General features: G+C 64.2%; 18 protein-coding genes and 1 tRNA gene. 15 read left to right on the top strand and 4 right to left on the bottom strand.

The window, feature by feature from the left end; all coding sequences use genetic code 11:
* Nucleotides 1-20: 20 nt before the first annotated feature.
* From ACFPFW_RS14295 to ACFPFW_RS14280, 4 genes are all read left to right on the top strand, one after another.
* Nucleotides 21-695, top strand: a complete 675-nt coding sequence (locus ACFPFW_RS14295; RefSeq protein WP_114957693.1) for an HAD family hydrolase — start codon at nt 21-23, stop codon at nt 693-695.
* Nucleotides 696-780: 85 nt separating this feature from the next.
* Nucleotides 781-1,629, top strand: a complete 849-nt coding sequence (gene pdxY / locus ACFPFW_RS14290; protein WP_114957694.1) for a pyridoxal kinase PdxY — start codon at nt 781-783, stop codon at nt 1,627-1,629.
* Nucleotides 1,626-2,534 carry a PhzF family phenazine biosynthesis protein gene (locus tag ACFPFW_RS14285; RefSeq protein WP_114957695.1) on the top strand — a complete coding sequence of 303 codons (909 nt, stop codon included), beginning with the start codon at nt 1,626-1,628 and terminating at the stop codon, nt 2,532-2,534. The genes pdxY and ACFPFW_RS14285 overlap by 4 nt, the downstream gene beginning before the upstream one ends.
* Nucleotides 2,531-3,253 (top strand): NUDIX hydrolase, encoded by a 723-nt coding sequence (locus ACFPFW_RS14280; RefSeq protein ID WP_114957696.1) that lies wholly within the window; start codon nt 2,531-2,533, stop codon nt 3,251-3,253. Before ACFPFW_RS14285 ends, ACFPFW_RS14280 begins: the two co-directional genes overlap by 4 nt.
* Here ACFPFW_RS14280 and ACFPFW_RS14275 read toward each other — a convergent pair whose 3' ends face one another.
* Nucleotides 3,254-3,526, bottom strand: coding sequence for a hypothetical protein (locus ACFPFW_RS14275; protein WP_114957697.1), 273 nt, complete (start codon nt 3,524-3,526; stop codon nt 3,254-3,256). It lies immediately after the preceding gene.
* Between the two features lie 73 nt (nt 3,527-3,599).
* Between ACFPFW_RS14275 and ACFPFW_RS14270 the strand changes: the two genes are divergently transcribed.
* The 3 genes from ACFPFW_RS14270 (at nt 3,600) to ACFPFW_RS14260 (ending at nt 5,837) form a co-directional block, all read left to right on the top strand.
* Entirely contained in the window at nt 3,600-3,803 is a 204-nt protein-coding gene (locus ACFPFW_RS14270) for a hypothetical protein (RefSeq protein WP_162799730.1), read from the top strand.
* 106 nt (nt 3,804-3,909) lie between these two features.
* Nucleotides 3,910-5,457: a 2-isopropylmalate synthase gene (locus ACFPFW_RS14265; RefSeq protein ID WP_114957699.1), complete on the top strand. Its 1,548-nt coding sequence runs from the start codon at nt 3,910-3,912 to the stop codon at nt 5,455-5,457.
* Nucleotides 5,458-5,666: 209 nt separating this feature from the next.
* Nucleotides 5,667-5,837 carry a hypothetical protein gene (locus tag ACFPFW_RS14260; protein ID WP_162799731.1) on the top strand — a complete coding sequence of 57 codons (171 nt, stop codon included), beginning with the start codon at nt 5,667-5,669 and terminating at the stop codon, nt 5,835-5,837.
* Here ACFPFW_RS14260 and ACFPFW_RS14255 read toward each other — a convergent pair.
* Nucleotides 5,834-6,673 carry a helix-turn-helix transcriptional regulator gene (locus ACFPFW_RS14255; RefSeq protein ID WP_114957700.1) on the bottom strand — a complete coding sequence of 280 codons (840 nt, stop codon included), beginning with the start codon at nt 6,671-6,673 and terminating at the stop codon, nt 5,834-5,836. The two genes, ACFPFW_RS14260 and ACFPFW_RS14255, sit on opposite strands and share 4 nt — an antisense overlap.
* A 226-nt stretch (nt 6,674-6,899) precedes the next feature.
* On the opposite strand from ACFPFW_RS14255, the gene ACFPFW_RS14250 reads away from it, so the two are divergent.
* Nucleotides 6,900-7,958, top strand: a complete 1,059-nt coding sequence (locus ACFPFW_RS14250; protein ID WP_114957773.1) for an aldo/keto reductase — start codon at nt 6,900-6,902, stop codon at nt 7,956-7,958.
* A gap of 151 nt (nt 7,959-8,109) precedes the next feature.
* Here the strand turns inward: ACFPFW_RS14250 and ACFPFW_RS14245 are convergent, their stop codons facing one another.
* Complete coding sequence (locus ACFPFW_RS14245; protein WP_114957701.1) at nt 8,110-9,078, bottom strand: Bug family tripartite tricarboxylate transporter substrate binding protein; 969 nt, start codon at nt 9,076-9,078, stop codon at nt 8,110-8,112.
* A gap of 173 nt (nt 9,079-9,251) precedes the next feature.
* On the opposite strand from ACFPFW_RS14245, the gene ACFPFW_RS14240 reads away from it, so the two are divergent.
* The 7 genes from ACFPFW_RS14240 (at nt 9,252) to ACFPFW_RS14210 (ending at nt 14,598) form a co-directional block, all read left to right on the top strand.
* Entirely contained in the window at nt 9,252-10,220 is a 969-nt protein-coding gene (locus ACFPFW_RS14240) for a tripartite tricarboxylate transporter substrate binding protein BugD (protein WP_114957702.1), read from the top strand.
* 48 nt (nt 10,221-10,268) lie between these two features.
* Nucleotides 10,269-10,655 carry a hypothetical protein gene (locus tag ACFPFW_RS14235; protein WP_114957703.1) on the top strand — a complete coding sequence of 129 codons (387 nt, stop codon included), beginning with the start codon at nt 10,269-10,271 and terminating at the stop codon, nt 10,653-10,655.
* The gene (locus ACFPFW_RS14230; RefSeq protein WP_114957704.1) at nt 10,652-11,104 is read left to right on the top strand and encodes a tripartite tricarboxylate transporter TctB family protein; all 453 of its coding nucleotides are present in this window, start codon (nt 10,652-10,654) and stop codon (nt 11,102-11,104) included. The genes ACFPFW_RS14235 and ACFPFW_RS14230 overlap by 4 nt, the downstream gene beginning before the upstream one ends.
* 4 nt (nt 11,105-11,108) lie before the next feature.
* A complete protein-coding gene (locus ACFPFW_RS14225) occupies nt 11,109-12,629 on the top strand; it encodes a tripartite tricarboxylate transporter permease (RefSeq protein ID WP_114957705.1) in 1,521 nt (506 codons plus the stop codon).
* Nucleotides 12,630-12,682: 53 nt separating this feature from the next.
* A complete protein-coding gene (greA, locus tag ACFPFW_RS14220) occupies nt 12,683-13,165 on the top strand; it encodes a transcription elongation factor GreA (RefSeq protein WP_114957706.1) in 483 nt (160 codons plus the stop codon).
* A 96-nt stretch (nt 13,166-13,261) separates the two neighbouring features.
* A tRNA-Lys gene (locus ACFPFW_RS14215) sits at nt 13,262-13,337 on the top strand.
* A gap of 1,066 nt (nt 13,338-14,403) precedes the next feature.
* Nucleotides 14,404-14,598 carry a hypothetical protein gene (locus ACFPFW_RS14210; RefSeq protein ID WP_114957708.1) on the top strand — a complete coding sequence of 65 codons (195 nt, stop codon included), beginning with the start codon at nt 14,404-14,406 and terminating at the stop codon, nt 14,596-14,598.
* Here ACFPFW_RS14210 and dprA read toward each other — a convergent pair.
* The gene (gene dprA / locus ACFPFW_RS14205; RefSeq protein ID WP_114957709.1) at nt 14,576-15,712 is read right to left on the bottom strand and encodes a DNA-processing protein DprA; all 1,137 of its coding nucleotides are present in this window, start codon (nt 15,710-15,712) and stop codon (nt 14,576-14,578) included. The two genes, ACFPFW_RS14210 and dprA, sit on opposite strands and share 23 nt — an antisense overlap.

The following is a 15,712-nucleotide window of genomic DNA, read 5'->3' as shown; positions in this document are numbered from 1 at the left end:
CAGTTCAGGGGGAATATCGCGTGCTGGTCATCTTCGATTGCGACGGCGTGCTCGTCGATTCCGAAATCCTCGCTCTGCGGCTGATGGCCGAACGGTTGACGGAGGCCGGCTTTCCGATCGAGGTCGAGGACATGCTCGGCCGCTTCGCCGGGTTCACCGACGAGCAGACAATCCACATCCTCGAGGAGGAGTTCGGCCGGGGCATTCCGGACAGCTTCCTCGCCGATTATTCCGCCGAGCTCGACAAGCGCCTGCCGAACGTCCAGATCATCCCCGGCGCTCAGGAGGTGCTCGACCTGATCGACGCGCCGCGCTGCGTCTGCTCGAATTCCGAGACGCACCGCCTCAAGATCACGCTCGGCGCGACCGGGCTGTGGGACCGGTTCCGGCCCTACATCTTCTCGGCGCGCGAAGTCGGCGAAAAGAGGCCGAAGCCGGCGCCGGACGTCTATCTTCATGCCGCGAAGGAGATGGGCGTCGCTCCTGCCGATACCATCGTCATCGAGGATTCGGTTGCCGGCGTTGCGGGCGCGGTCAAGGCGGGCATGCGGGTGATCGGCTTCGTCGGAGCTTCGCATCAGCAACCCGGCGCCAGCGAGGCCTTGACCGATGCCGGGGCGGAGACGGTGGTACGCCGCCTCGTCGACGCGGCGGCAGTGGTCGAAGCCTTCAAGGGCTGGCGCGATCCGGGCTGACGTTTCGCGTGATGGCAGTCATCACGCCTTTTCGCTTTGCCGCCTGCCAACTCTGCCCTAAAGCGCATCCTCTCGAAGGTGCGTCATGAACATCCTGTCCATCCAGTCCTGGGTCGCCTACGGCCATGTCGGCAATGCGTCGGCGGTTTTTCCGATGCAGCGCCTCGGCCACGAGGTCTGGGCCGTCAACACGGTCCAGTTCTCCAACCACACCGGCTACGGCGCCTGGAAAGGCCAGGTTTTCTCCGGCGAGGCGATCCGCGAGGTCGTCGACGGCATCGCCGAGCGCGGCGTGCTCGGGACCTGCGACGGCGTGCTGTCCGGTTATATGGGCGATGCCTCGATCGGCGAGGCGATCCTCGACGCCGTCGAGCGGGTGAAGACGGCGCATCCCGGCGCGCTCTATTGCTGCGACCCGGTGATCGGCGATGTCGGGCGCGGCGTGTTCGTGCGGCCTGGCATTCCGGAATTCATGAAGGCGCGCGCGGTCCCGGCCGCCGACATCATCACGCCGAACCATTTCGAGCTCGAACTTCTGTCCGGCATGGAAGTGAAGGGAACAGAGGACCTGGCCCGCGCACTCGACGCAGTCCACGAACTCGGCCCCAAAGTGGTGGTCGTCACCAGCCTGCAAACGGACGACACGCCGCTCGGCTCACTCGATCTCGTTGTCTCCGATGCCGGCAAACGTTCGCGCGTCCGCACGCCGCTTCTCCCAGTCTCGGTCAACGGGGCAGGGGACGCGATCGCCGCTCTGTTCTTCGTCCACTTCATGGAGACCGGCAGCGCTGCCGAGGCTTTGGCTCGCGCGGCATCGTCGGTCTACGGCCTCCTCAAGCGCACATCGGACGCCGGATCGCGGGAGATCCTGTCTGTCGCCGCGCAGGACGAGTTCGTGAAGCCGACCACCCGCTTCGAGGCTGAGCCGCTATGAAATCCCGTCGTTTCGTCACGCTCGACGTCTTCACCGACAAGCGGTTCACCGGCAACCAGCTTGCGGTTGTTCTCGACTCCGAGGGACTTGAGACCGAGGCGATGCAGGCCATCGCCCGCGAGTTCAACCTGTCGGAGACCGTGTTCGTCCAACCGCCGCAGGACTCGGTCAATCTCTCCGCCGTGCGCATCTTCATGCCCGGTGGAGAACTGCCTTTCGCCGGCCATCCGACGGTCGGCTCGGCCGTCCTGCTCGCGATGCTCAACAAGGCCAGCATCGGCCACGACCTGAACTTCACCATCGAGGAGAAGATCGGTCTCGTCCCGTGCACGGTCCGTCTGTCTGCAAGCGATACCGGCCGCGCGCGGTTCGAGCTGCCGAAGCTACCTTATGAAGCCGGCGAGGCGGCACCCGCCGCAGACATCGCGGAGGCGCTCGGGCTGGACGCCTCCGACATCGGGTTCGGCAATCACGTGCCGAGCCGGTTCGGCGTCGGTGCTCCCTTCACCTTCGTGCCGCTGAAGTCGCGCGATGCGCTCGATCGCGCCGCGATCCATGCACAGCATTGGGCTAAGGCTTTCGGCACCGATTCTCACAACGCTGCACATCTCTACACGCCGGGTGGTGTCAGTCCCGATGCCAGCTTCGACACCCGCATGTTCGCGCCGGGAATGGGCGTCACCGAAGACCCGGCGACCGGCTCGGCGGCCGCGAGCTTCGCGGGCGTGCTGATGAAATTCCAGCCATCCGGCAATGGCCAGCACACCTATGTCATCGAGCAGGGCCGCGTGATGGGCCGCCCGAGCCGCATCGTGCTCGGCCTCGACGTCTGGGACGGCGCGCTGACTGGAGGTACGATCGGCGGCGAGGCGGTCGTCGTATCTGAGGGCACCATCACCGCATGAGCATCTTGAATCCGTCCGGCAGGGCTCCCATCGTGGGCGACGTCACGTCGTTCGAATGCCGGATGGTCGACGAGGTGTGGCCCTGGGCGGAGAACAATTCCGCCGCCATTGCCGCGAACTGGGCCACGGCCAAGGCCAGGAAGCCGGAACTGTTCGACGGCGAGGTGATCATCGCCCGTAGTGTCGAGATCACGGGTTCCCAACTCGTCTCGACACATACGATCGTCTCGTACTCCGCGCTGATGTATTGGCAGAGCCTCAATTTCCCTCCGGCCGGCGCCTTCAATCTGTTCGGCGCGGCGGCGGTCGTGACGAGCGATGGCGCGCTACTGTTCGGCCGGATGGCCGCCCACACCAACAATGCCGGCAACCTTTACTTCCCGTGCGGAACGCCGGACCGCGCCGACATCGTCGATGACCGGCTCGACATCGAAGGCTCGATCCTTCGCGAACTCGATGAGGAAACCGGCCTCGGCGCTTACCTGACGGCGACGGACGATCGCTGGATCGTCTGGGATGGCGGTCTGTTCGGCTGCATGCGCCGCTATGATACGGCGCTCGATGCAGCGCAGGCGGCCGAGGCCGTGGCTGCCTATCTGGCGAAGGACGAGAAACCGGAACTGTCCGAAGTCGTTTTCGCACGCGCGATGAGCGACATCGATCAGGCGGTCACCCCGGCTTACGCGCGGGCTATCGCCTCGCAGATACTGCCCGACTGATCACTGCAGCTGGGGCGGATAGCCGTAGCGCTTCTTGGTCGCCAACACGGCCTGGATCGCGGCGTCGTTCTGGCCCGCTTTGCAGAGTTCGTTGGTCTTGACCAAGTCCGCGCTCGCCTTGGCGTAGATTTCCTTGCCGACGAAGCCGATGCGGAGATCGTTGTCGAGCAGCTTCTGATACTTCGTGATCTGGACCTTGCAGTCGACCTTCTGCGCGAAAGCGGGCGAGGCAGTCAGCATAATTGCTGCGAGAAGAAGCGGAAGACGCGGCATGGATACCCCCGGAAACACGCCTCAAGGATTAGGCAGCGGGACCCAAGCGGGCAAGACGGACGAAGGTCTCGACTTGCCCGACACACAGGAAGTCGGCTATCAAGCCGCTCTGCCGCGCACACGGTTTGGTAATCGGCGTGCGGCAGAGTTGAACGACAGGCGCAAACGGAACGCGACGACCATGCTGGTCCGCACCACGATCGACGACAAGACCGCACGGCGTTTCGCCGCCGGCGTCGCGCGCCTTCTTTCCGGGCTCCTTCTTAGCCGCCCCTGAGGGCCGGCCGGGCTTTGCCTGGGCGCTCAGGGGACTTTGACCGCTCAGAAGACAAACCCAACCCGCGCTGACCAGGCCGGGCGAAAAATTCAGAAGGCAGTTTCCGATGACGAATTCCGCAAGCGACCGCGTCGTAATCTTCGACACCACCCTGCGCGACGGCGAGCAGTGTCCCGGGGCCTCGATGACCTTCGAGGAGAAGCTCGAAGTCGCCGAACTCCTGGAGGAGATGGGCGTCGACATCATCGAGGCCGGCTTCCCGATCGCCAGCGTCGGCGATTTCGAGAGCGTGCAGGAGATCGCCCGCCGCGCCAAGAAGGCCGTCATCGCGGGTCTGGCCCGCGCCATTCCCGGTGACATCGCCCGTGCCGGCGAGGCCGTGCGTCTCGCCCAGCGCGGCCGCATCCACACTTTTGTGTCGACCTCGCCGATCCATCTGGAACACCAGATGCGCAAGACGCAGGAGCAGGTGATCGAGATCATCGCCGCGACGGTCGCGCAGGCGCGCAATCTCGTCGAGGACGTCGAGTGGTCGGCGATGGATGCGACCCGCACTCCGCTGGATTACCTGGCGCGCTGCGTCGAGACCGCCATCAAGGCCGGCGCGACCACGATCAACCTGCCGGACACGGTCGGCTATTCGACCCCGGACGAATACGCCCACATGTTCCGGACCATGATCGAGAAGGTACCGAACGCCGATCAGGCGATCTTCTCGACCCATTGCCATGACGATCTGGGTCTGGCCGTCGCGAATTCGCTGGCCGGCGTCGCCGGTGGCGCGCGGCAGATCGAATGCACGATCAATGGCCTCGGCGAGCGTGCCGGCAATGCCGCGCTGGAGGAGGTCGTGATGGCGCTCCGCACCCGTCGCGACGTGCTGCCGTATTCGACCGACATCGACGCCACCATGCTGACCCGCGCTTCCAAGCTGGTCTCGGCCGTCACCTCGTTCCCGGTCCAGTACAACAAGGCCATCGTCGGCCGGAACGCCTTCGCGCACGAGAGCGGCATCCATCAGGACGGCATGCTGAAGAACGCGCAGACCTACGAGATCATGACGCCGGAATCGGTGGGCGTGACCAAGACCTCGCTGGTGATGGGCAAGCATTCCGGCCGCGCCGCCTTCCGCACCAAGCTGAAGGATCTCGGCTACCAACTGGGCGAGAACGCGTTCGAGGACGCCTTCAACCAGTTCAAGGCATTGGCCGACCGCAAGAAGCACGTCTACGACGAGGACATCGAGGCGCTGGTCGATCAGGAGATCGCGCTGGCCGACGACCGTATCAAGGTGCTGTCGCTGACGGTGATCGCCGGCACGCTCGGCGCCCAGTCGACGGTGACGCTCGATATCGACGGCGAGCACAAGACGGTGCAGGAAACCGGCAACGGCCCGGTCGATGCGATCTTCAACTCGATCAAGACGCTCGTTCCGAACGAAGCGGTGTTGGAGCTCTATCAGGTCCACGCCGTGACCGAGGGCACCGACGCCCAGGCCGAGGTTTCGGTCCGTCTCACCGAGAACGGCAAGACCGTTACCGGCCGTGCCGCGGACCCGGATACACTCGTCGCGTCCGCCCGCGCCTATGTGGCCGGCCTCAACAAGCTGATGATCAAGCGCAACACGGTTGGCGCCCAGGTCATGATGGCCTGATCTCGTGCGCAGGCTGCACGGAAATGAGAGCCGCCCTTCGGGGCGGCTTTTTTCATGACAAAGTAGTGATCGAAATCAGTTGCAACCCCGATTGACTGTCGTTTTCCGCCGATTACAGTGCCGGGTTATCTCAGAAGCTTATCGTGGCCAGTAATCGGAGCGGATCGCGCGCTCCAAGTCGTGTCTTCGCGAAAGTCGTGAGGGATTCGATGGAATATGAAATCAAGCGGCCCGACATTCTTTTCCGTCTGCGTTTCTACGCCGACGATATTGAAGATGTGCCGGAGAGCGATCTGATCAGCATCCTGCAAGAAGCGGCCGAACTCATCGAGACGCTCCGTGACAGCGTCAACGGGACCGAGCGTCTGGCTCGGGCCTAAAGATCGCCGCGAAACCGGGACGGATTGACGCCGCTGATCCGCCGGAACGTCCGCGTGAAATGGCTGACGCTCTGGAAGCCGACGCGCAGCGACAGATCGAGCACCGACACCTTCTCCGTCGACAATATCCGCATCGCCCGTTCGATCCTTCGGCGGGTGATGAAATCGAGCGGCGTCGCGCCTGTCGTTTCACGGAAGGCGCGATGGAGATGCCCGGCGGACAGACCGATCTCCTGAGCCAATTCCGCGATCCGTATGTCGCGTTCCAGATGCGCGTCGACGAACTCGGCGATGCGCCGGAGGCGCCACGGCGCCAGCGCCCATGGCCGGGCAGGGGCGGATGCCGGCCGGCCATAACGGCAGCCCATATAGCTCCGCAGCGCGTCCGTCATCGTCTCGCAATAGAGAGTGGAGAGCACTCCGCCGGCCGTATGCAGCCGGGCGAATTCCTGCACGAGACCGAACAGGAACGAGTCCTCGGCATGGGTGAACGGCGCGAAGTCGAACCTCTCCTCGTTGTCTCCCGTGTCGGGATCGAACGCGATCGAAGCCCAGCGCATGTCCACGCCGCGCATCCGCATCCGGCGCTCCGAATTAGCGGGAATGAACGAGACCGAGCCCGCGCGGTCGGGGCCTGAATAAAGGTGGCCGCAATCCGTCTCGACCTCGATCCTCTCCGCTCCGCCGCTCAGGGTGGCGATCAGGATGTGATCCGGAGTCCGGATCGTGCCTTCCACGACGTCGGTATAGGGCCGGCGGGCGGTATCGAAGCTGCCGCCCGCCCAGGCGAAATTCTGCCAGTCGCGGGGTAGGGGATCGAGCCTGCGGACACGCATCGGATGTGCTCCTGCTTATTGCCCGAACTACTATCGACAGGCGTGCGTGTGCCGGATTTTTTGTAGCGAGGATCGCCAGCAGGCCGGCCTGACAGATTTCGTTACAAATCCATGCGTGATTTCCGCGAGGATCCGACAAACGCGGTCAGGATCGGGAGCGCGCGATCTTCCGCGCGCAGGCAGTTTGGCGCCATGGGAGCGGGATTGCCGCTCGATGGAGCTAATCATGACTTACCCGACGACAGCGAGCCGCCGCGACATCTTCAAGGGCGCGCTCGGCCTCGGCCTTGCGGCGGCGATGCCCGGTATCGTCCCGGCTTTCAGCCAGACCGCCCCGGCCGCCAGTGACGGCATCATCCGCCGCACGATCGGCCGCACCAACGAAACGATCCCCGCGCTTGGCCTCGGCACGTTCCTGACCTTCGACGTGCTTCCTGGCGAAAAGCGCGACCATCTTCGGGAGGTCATCCGTACCTATTGGGACGGCGGCGCCCGGATGATCGACACCTCGCCGCTTTACGGAACGAGCGAGAACACCGTCGGCGATTTCGCGACCGATCTCGGCATCAATGACCAGGCTTTCATCGCCAACAAGATCTGGGCGACCGGCGAATTCCTCGCCGACCAGAGCCATGCGCTGGCGAGCCTCCAGCAGTCGCAGACGCGGCTGTGGCGGGAGCGGTTCGACCTCATGCAATGCCACAGTCTGGTGAATGTCGACTTCATCGTGCCGCTGCTCAACAGCTGGAAGAAGGAGGGCAGGGTCCGCTATGTCGGGATCACCCATTTCGAAAATCCGTATCACTCGATCCTCGTCGACTGGATCGGCAAGGCGCCGCTCGATTTCGTCCAGGTCAATTACTCGATCGCCAACCGCGCGGCCGAAGACCGGATCATTCCGGCGGCGGCCCATCGCGGTGTCGCCGTCCTGACCAATCTGCCGTTCGAGAAGGCGAGGCTGTTCAAGCTGGTCGAGGGGCGGCCGGTGCCGGATTTCGCGCGGGAGTTCGGCGCGGAGAACTGGGCCCAGTTCTTCCTGAAATGGGTGATCTCGAACCCGAACGTCACCTGCGCGCTGAGCTCGACCGCGAACCCCGCCCATGCCGCCGAGAACATCGGAGCGCTCAAAGGGCCGCTGCCGGATGCCGCCATGCGCCGCCGCATGGTGCAGCACATGGAGACGATTCCCGGCTTCGATCAGGTCGCGACCACGCCCTGGTATCCGGGCAAGCGCTATCCCGGGATCATCGCACGCTCGCAGGCCGAATTGCGGGCTAGGAGTTGATCAGAGGGAGGATGACGGCGATGCGTGATGTGTCCCGGGGCCGCGAAAGCGGAGCCGGGGACACATACTCCGCAGCGCCTCGGCTCAATCATTGACACCGGGGGCTATGGGTTCCGGGCCCGGCTTCGCCGTCCCGGAACACGCGATTCACTCAGCTTGCGAGACCGAGTTCCTTCAGCAGCGATGCGACGCGGGTCTTCTCGGTGTCGAGGAAGGTCTTGAACTCGGCGGCCGGCATATGGAGATTCTCCCAGCCGCGGTCCTTGCAGGCCTTCGCCCATTCATCGCTCTTGGCGACCTTGGCGATGACACCGTCGAGCTCTTCGAGCTTGGCCGCGTCGATACCCGGCGAGGCGACGAGGCCGCGCCAGTTCACGAGCTCCGCGTCGACGCCCTGTTCCTTGAAGGTCGGGACGTCGATGCCCGCCAGTCGCTGCGGCGAGGACATGCCGATCGCGCGCAGCTTGCCGCTCTTGATGTGGTCGGCGAACTCGGCGTAACCGCCCGTCGCGACCGTGACCTTGTTCGAAATCACGAACGGCAGCATCTCGCCGCCGGCGCCGACCACGATGTAGTTCATCTTGGTCACGTCGCCGCCGACCGCCTTGACGACGAGGGCGCTGACGAGGTGATCCGGACTGCCGAGGCCGAATCCGCCCCAGCTCACCGAACCCGGATTGTCCTTGTACTTCTTGACCAGGTCGTCGAGCGTCTTGATGTCGGACTGCGCCGATACGACGAGCGGCTGGTACTCGCCCTGGAGACGGGCCAGGGGTGTCACCTGGTCGAGCGTGACAGGAGCCTTGTTGAGGATCACCGCGCCGACCATGCCGAGCCCGACCGTCAGCATTCCGTTCGGCTTCTTGGCGTTGACGAACTGGGCGAGGCCGACCGTGCCGCCCGCGCCGGGCACGTTGAGGACCTGCGCGCTCGAGACCGTTTTCTGGCCCTGCGCGATCTGCTGGACGGTACGGGCCAGCGTGTCGTAGCCGCCGCCGGGGCCCGCCGCCGCGATCATCTCGATCGAAGGGCCGGCTGCATGCGCGGGGCCTAGACCGGCAAGGCTCCCGCCTGCCACGGCCGCGAGGCCGGCGTTGAAGCTGCGTCGTGTGATGTTCATGTCCATTCTCCCAAATTTATTCTTTAGTCGACGTGCCCATGCTGCTTGGATAAAGAAACTTGCCCGGTTGCAGCAAGGGCTTGCTCCCAACCGATTTTCGCTCATGATTACTTCGCACAGGACACGGCAGCCGCGAGGCTGAAAGATCGTCCAGCCTGGGAAGGAACAATAATATGCGTAAGCTTCTCGCTGCAGCGCTTGGCGCCGCCGCACTCCTCGCAACCCCCGCCTTCGCCGCTTATCCGGAACGCGCCATCACGGTCGTCGTGCCGTTCTCGGCTGGTGGTCCGACCGATACGGTCACCCGAATCCTCGCCGAAGCCATGAGCCGCGAGCTCGGCCAGCAGATCGTCGTCGACAATGTCGGCGGCGCCGGCGGCACGCTCGGCGCGGGCCGCGTCGCCAAGGCCGATCCGGACGGCTACACGCTGCTCCTGCACCATATCGGCATGGCGACCTCCGCCTCGCTCTACCGCAAGCTCGCCTATGACACGCTGGGCGCGTTCGACTATGTCGGCCTCGTCACCGACGTGCCGATGGTCATCGTCGCCCGTCCGACCTTCGAGCCGAAGGACCTCAAGGGCCTGATCGACTACGTGAAGGCCAACAAGGACAAGGTGACCTATGCCAATGCCGGCATCGGCGCCGCCTCGCATCTCTGCGGCATGCTCTTCATGAGCGCGATCCAGACACCGCTGACGACCGTTCCCTACAAGGGCACCGGTCCGGCGCTCACCGACCTCATGGGCGGTCAGGTCGACTTCATGTGCGACCAGACGACCAACACGACGAACCAGATCAAGGAGGGCAAGATCAAGGCCTACGCGACGACGACCGCGAAGCGCCTTGCCCCGCTGCCGGATGTCCCGACCGCCGAGGAAGGCGGTCTGCCCGGCTTCCAGGTCGGTATCTGGCACGGCATCTACGCCCCGAAGGGCACGCCGAAGGAGGCGCTCGACAAGCTGACCGCCGCTCTCCAGAAGGCGTTGGCTGATCCGAACGTGAAGGAGCGCTTCGCTTCGCTCGGCACGGCTCCCTCGACGACTGCGGAAGCAACACCGGAGGCTCTGAAAGCCAAGCTGGAATCGGAAATCGCGCGGTGGCGCCCGGTCATCCAGGCAGCCGGCCAGTACGCCGACTAAAGCTGAGAAAGGACCGGCCCGCCTCGTGCGGGCCGGTTCGCTTTAGCCATGACCTTTCGCTCGAAATCGATTGCAGTGCGGCTGATCTATCCGCTGCTCACGCTCGGTCTGTTCGCATTCCTGCCGATCGCGATCGCGCGCGAAAACAAATGCACGAGCGGCGACACCGCCTTCATGATCGCCAAGCGCTTCACGACCGAGCAGATGGTGCTCGTGAAGGAAGACGAGCCCGACTTCCCCTGGATGGAATCTTCAATGACCCATTATCTCAGCGGCTGCACCCACGAGGTGGAGTCGTGGTTCGACCGCAAGGCCGGCGAGGGCCGTGAGCGTGTGAACTACACGGCGCGTGTCCACTACGACGTCTTCAACAATCACTGGGATCTCGAAACCTGGCAGATGGACGCGCACGCGCCGATCGGGGGGCGGTCGTGACCCTCAATCGCAAGGACCTTATCTGCGGTCTCCTATTCATCGTCATCGGCCTCCTGTTCGCCTATGGCGGCAAGGACCTGCCGCTCGGTACGGCGTTCCGCATGGGGCCGGGTTATTTCCCGATGGTGCTCTGCGGTATCCTCATCCTGCTCGGCCTGATCATCGCCTTCCGCTCGTTCGGCGAGGTCGATTCGCCTCTCGGCGGCGTGCCGTGGCGCGCGCTGCTTCTCATCCTCCCGGCGACCGTCATCTTCGGTTACGGCGTTCGCGGCCTCGGCCTCATCCCGGCCGTCTTCCTGGTCGGTTTCAGTTCGGCTTTCGCCAGTCGTCAGACCGGGCCGATCTTCGCCTTCGTTCTGGCGGTGATTCTCACGCTGTTTTGCGCGGGCGTCTTCTATTGGGGGCTCGGCCTCCCGATGCAATTGTTCGGCCCCTGGGTGAGGTTCTGACGCCATGGATCTTCTTGCAAATCTGGCGCTCGGCCTCTCCACCGCGTTCGCCCCAGAAAACCTGCTCTACTGCTTCATCGGCGTCCTGCTTGGAACGCTCGTCGGCGTGCTGCCGGGCCTCGGACCGACGGCGACCACGGCGATGCTGCTGCCGATCACCTTCGCGCTCGAACCGACGCCCGCGCTCATCATGCTCGCGGGCATCTATTACGGCGCGCAGTACGGCGGCTCGACCACCGCGATCCTGATCAACATGCCGGGTGAAAGCTCGTCGGCGGTGACCTCCGTCGACGGCTATCAGATGGCGAGACAGGGCAGGGCAGGGCCGGCGCTTGCGGCCGCGGCCATAGGCTCGTTCTTTGCCGGTACGGTCGCGACCTTCCTGATCGCGCTGTTCGCGCCGCCGCTGACCACGATCGCGCTCGAATTCGGCCCGCCGGAATATTTCTCGCTCGTCGTGCTCGGCCTCGTCTCCTCTGTCGCGCTCGCGCACGGCTCGGTCCTGAAGGCGATCGCGATGATCGTGCTCGGCCTCCTGCTCGGGGTCGTCGGCACCGACATCTACACCGGCACGCCGCGCTTCACGCTCGACCAGCTCGAACTCGCCGACGGCATCAACTTCGTCGCGGTGGCGGCGGGCGTCTTCGGCGTCGCCGAGATTCTGCGCAATATGGAGACCGAGCATACGCGCGAGCCGATCATCGCCAAGGTCGCCGGGCTGATGCCGACGCGGGATGATTTACGGCGCATGATCGCGCCGGTGCTTCGCGGCACCTTCATCGGGTCCGCGCTCGGCATCCTGCCGGGTGGCGGCGCGATCCTGTCATCCTTCGCGGCCTACACGATCGAGAAGCGCATCTCGAAGCATCCCGAGAAGTTCGGCAAGGGCGCGATCGAGGGCGTTGCGGCGCCTGAATCGGCCAACAATGCGGGTGCGCAGACCTCGTTCATTCCAATGCTGACGCTCGGCATCCCGGCCAACCCCGTCATGGCGCTGATGATCGGCGCGATGATCATTCAGGGCATCGTCCCGGGACCGAATGTCTCCCGAGAGCAGCCGGAGCTGTTCTGGGGCGTCATCGCCTCGATGTGGGTCGGCAATCTGATGCTGGTGATCCTCAATCTGCCGCTGATCGGCATCTGGGTCCGCCTGCTGAGGATTCCCTACCGCGCGCTCTTTCCGGCGATCCTGGCGTTCGCCTCGATCGGCGTCTGGTCCGTCAACTCGAACCCGTTCGACCTCTATGCGATCGCGCTGTTCGGCGCGCTGGGCTGGGTGCTGCTCAAGCTCGATTGCGAGCCGGCGCCGCTCCTGCTCGGCTTCGTCCTCGGCCCCCTGCTGGAGGAGCATCTCAGGCGCGCCATGATCATTTCGCGCGGCGATCCGACGATCTTCGTCAACTTCGCCGAGCGGCCGATCAGCGCGATCCTGCTCATGCTGTCTGCGATCGCTCTCGTGATCGTCTTCCTTCCGGCGATCGCCAAGAAGCGCGAAGAAGTATTCGAGGAAAGCGACCCCGTATGAACACCTACTTGCCGGGTGGATGCGGCATGACGATCTAATATGAGAGGATCGTCATGAGTGTTGCATTCACCCGGGAAGAGGATCTGGAAGCGGTTGCCGCGCATCTGCCCGACCGCCCCATATCTCCTCATCCGAATCTCGTTACGCCGGCCGGGCTCAAGCAGCTCGATGAGGCCCTAGCCGCCGCGCGCGCGGCATATGCAGAGGCGCAGCAGGCGGGTCAGATCGACGTCGATCGCACTCCGATGGCCAGGGCCGCGCGTGACCTTCGCTACTATTCGGTCCGTCGTGCCAGCGCGCAACTCGTCGAGCGGACGGCGGCTCCGGACGTCGTCGCGTTCGGCGACAAGGTCACGTTCAACCGCGATGACGGCCGGCACCAGACATTCCGCATCGTCGGAGAGGACGAGGCCGATGTCGCCAAGGGTTCGATCTCCTACGTCTCGCCTCTGGCGCGCGCGCTGATGGGCAAGAGCGTCGGCGATGTCGCCGTGGTAGGCGAGGGGGAAGTCGAGATCGTCGCGATCGAGCGTTGAGCCAAATCGCGACGATATTTTGTGACCGGCGGTATGGACACTGCAATTCGGGTCTGCTACCTCCACGGCCCGCGCGAAACTTCGGTTCGCACAGGCGGGCGCATAGCTCAGTTGGTAGAGCAGCTGACTCTTAATCAGCGGGTCCTAGGTTCGAGCCCTAGTGCGCCCACCAATCCTTTCAAAGGGTTAGGTGTGAATTTCCGTCCGACCCGGACACTGATTCATGGGTTGGAAGGCGGACCTACGATTTCCACTGAAATCTGGCTACAGCTAGAAATAGCTTCGTGCCGATCTACTACTTTCCCGTCCCGCGCTCCATTCTACCGTAATAGCGGCTGAAGGCTGATGTTCTTCTTCTTCTCGAACAAGCTGGGATGCGGCGGGTCGATCTTGATCTCGCTCATTCTCACCGGCCTAGTGCTGTTCCTCATGGGCGTTTTCTGACGCGGGAATTTAACGCTGCCGCGAGCTCCAGGAGCCAAGGGCGGCGCGGCGCTCAGAAGATGCCGATCCCACAAATCAGTCGGCGGCGGGTATTCGTGCGATGACTTTGATCTCGAGTCGAAGCCAGCCAGCCAATTGACGCCAACAGCGGTGATGTTCGGTAGGGAGGCTCGCCAAGAACCTGTCCCGGACAGCCGGGAAGGTCGATCTGAGAAATGGAAGTCTCCAGAGGCAAGATCACTGTTTGACGTGGACGTTTGCTCCACCGCTGGCCACCGCCGACCCACCCTCTGCCAGCTCTAAAATCAGCACACACGGCGCGTGATGTTGTGCGCAACTCGCGCTGCAATTGTTGAGCGGCTTCCCGCATGATAATGATTCGCCATTAATAAATATGGCGCAAACGTGGCACTTCTCGATTTCCCGATCTCTCGCCCGCGTTTTCAGCTTCGGTTCGGCTTTGGCTTTCGGGAGCCGCCACGCGATGGCCTGTGGCATCGCTACATGCCGCTTCTGTCCGTTCGCCTGATCGATGGGACGACCGGCTACTCCGCGCTCGGCGACATCTTCTGTCGCTTCAGGGGCGGCCGGTGGGAATACCGGCAGGAGGCTCGAGCCTGGATCGATGATCAGTTGTGATCATCCTGGCGACCATGCTGCCATAACGTTCTTATTGCACCGCCCAACATAGGTTGTGCACAGGTTGCACATTGCAATCATTGGTAGATTCGGTAACATCGTCGTGAGCGCGGCCGATTCTACAAAAGCACAGGCGGCGAATAACGGGAGCATTCATGGCGCGCGACGGCTTTGAGGATGATACGTCACGGGCCGCGACCGCGCGTTATCTCGCAGACATATCCAGCGAACTGTCATCCTTGGCGCATCGCGCCGGTCTCGACGTCGTGGCTCACCTGTTCGAGATGGCGAGGGCGGAGGCCGAGGAGAACATCCTCGCCGACGATCCTATAGCCGGTCGATCAAACTGACCCGTCCGCCGGCATGTCGATCGAGGCGTCCGGCGAGTTCCAGCTCCAGCAAAATCAGGTGAACGAGCCGCGCCGGTGCGCCTGACATCCTGATCAGGTCGTCCACCGCGGCCGGGGATGGACCCAGCAGTTCCTCGACACGCGCGCGGACCTCGCCATTGGGAACTGGCGGGGGCATGTCGTGTTCGGGCTCGGCGAGAACGGGCAGGGCGGCCGGCGGGAGATTGCGGCCGAGCATTCCGGACAGCGCTTCGATGACGTGTTCCGAGCTTGCGATCAGGGTCGCGCCATCGCGCAGCAATTTGTTCGAGCCCTCGCATCGCGGATCGAGCGGCGATCCGGGCGCGGCCATGACCTCGCGGCCGAGTTCCGCTGCAAGACGCGCGGTGATCAGCGAGCCCGACCGCAAGGCCGCCTCTACGATCACCACGCCCATCGCAAGACCGGCTATGATCCTATTGCGTCTCGGGAAATCCTGTGCGCGCGGTTCCCAGCCGAGCGGCATCTCGGTCAGGCCGGCACCGCTATTTTCGACGATGCGGGCGAGGAGCGGGACGTTCTCCGGCGGATAGATCCTGTCGAGCCCGCCGGCCAATGCCGCGACCGTGCCGGTGGAGAGCGAGGCCTCATGTGCCGATGCGTCGATGCCGCGCGCGAGGCCCGAGCTGATGGTGAAGCCGGCATCGCCGAGCTCCCGTGCGATCCTCGCCGCGAAGGATCGGCCGGCAGCGGAAGCATTGCGCGCGCCGACGATCGCGACCATCGGCCGGGACAGGCATTCGAGGTTGCCGATCACGCTGAGGATGGGTGGCGCACCGTCGGCCGCTGCCAGGGCGGAAGGATATTCCGGCTCGCCGAGCGCGATCAGGCGTCCGCCGAGCTTCTCGATGCCCGCGATCTCCCGTTCGGCATCGGAAACGGAGCAGATTTTCGGGCTGATCAGCGCCCCTCCGCGACGGGCGAGATCCGGCAGCGCGTCCAGCGCGGCTGCGGCTCCGCCGTGATAGTTCAGCAGATTACGGAAGGTTCTCGGCCCGACGTTCTCCGACCGGATCAGGCGGAGCCATGACAGGCGTTGCGCATCGGTCAGGTGCTTTGCCGATGGCGCGTGCAC

This window comes from Flaviflagellibacter deserti (assembly GCF_042652085.1).
Taxonomy (GTDB): domain Bacteria; phylum Pseudomonadota; class Alphaproteobacteria; order Rhizobiales; family Methylopilaceae; genus Flaviflagellibacter; species Flaviflagellibacter deserti.
The sequence above is the reverse complement of the archived record's forward strand: the minus strand, read 5'-3'. Positions and strand labels throughout refer to the sequence as shown.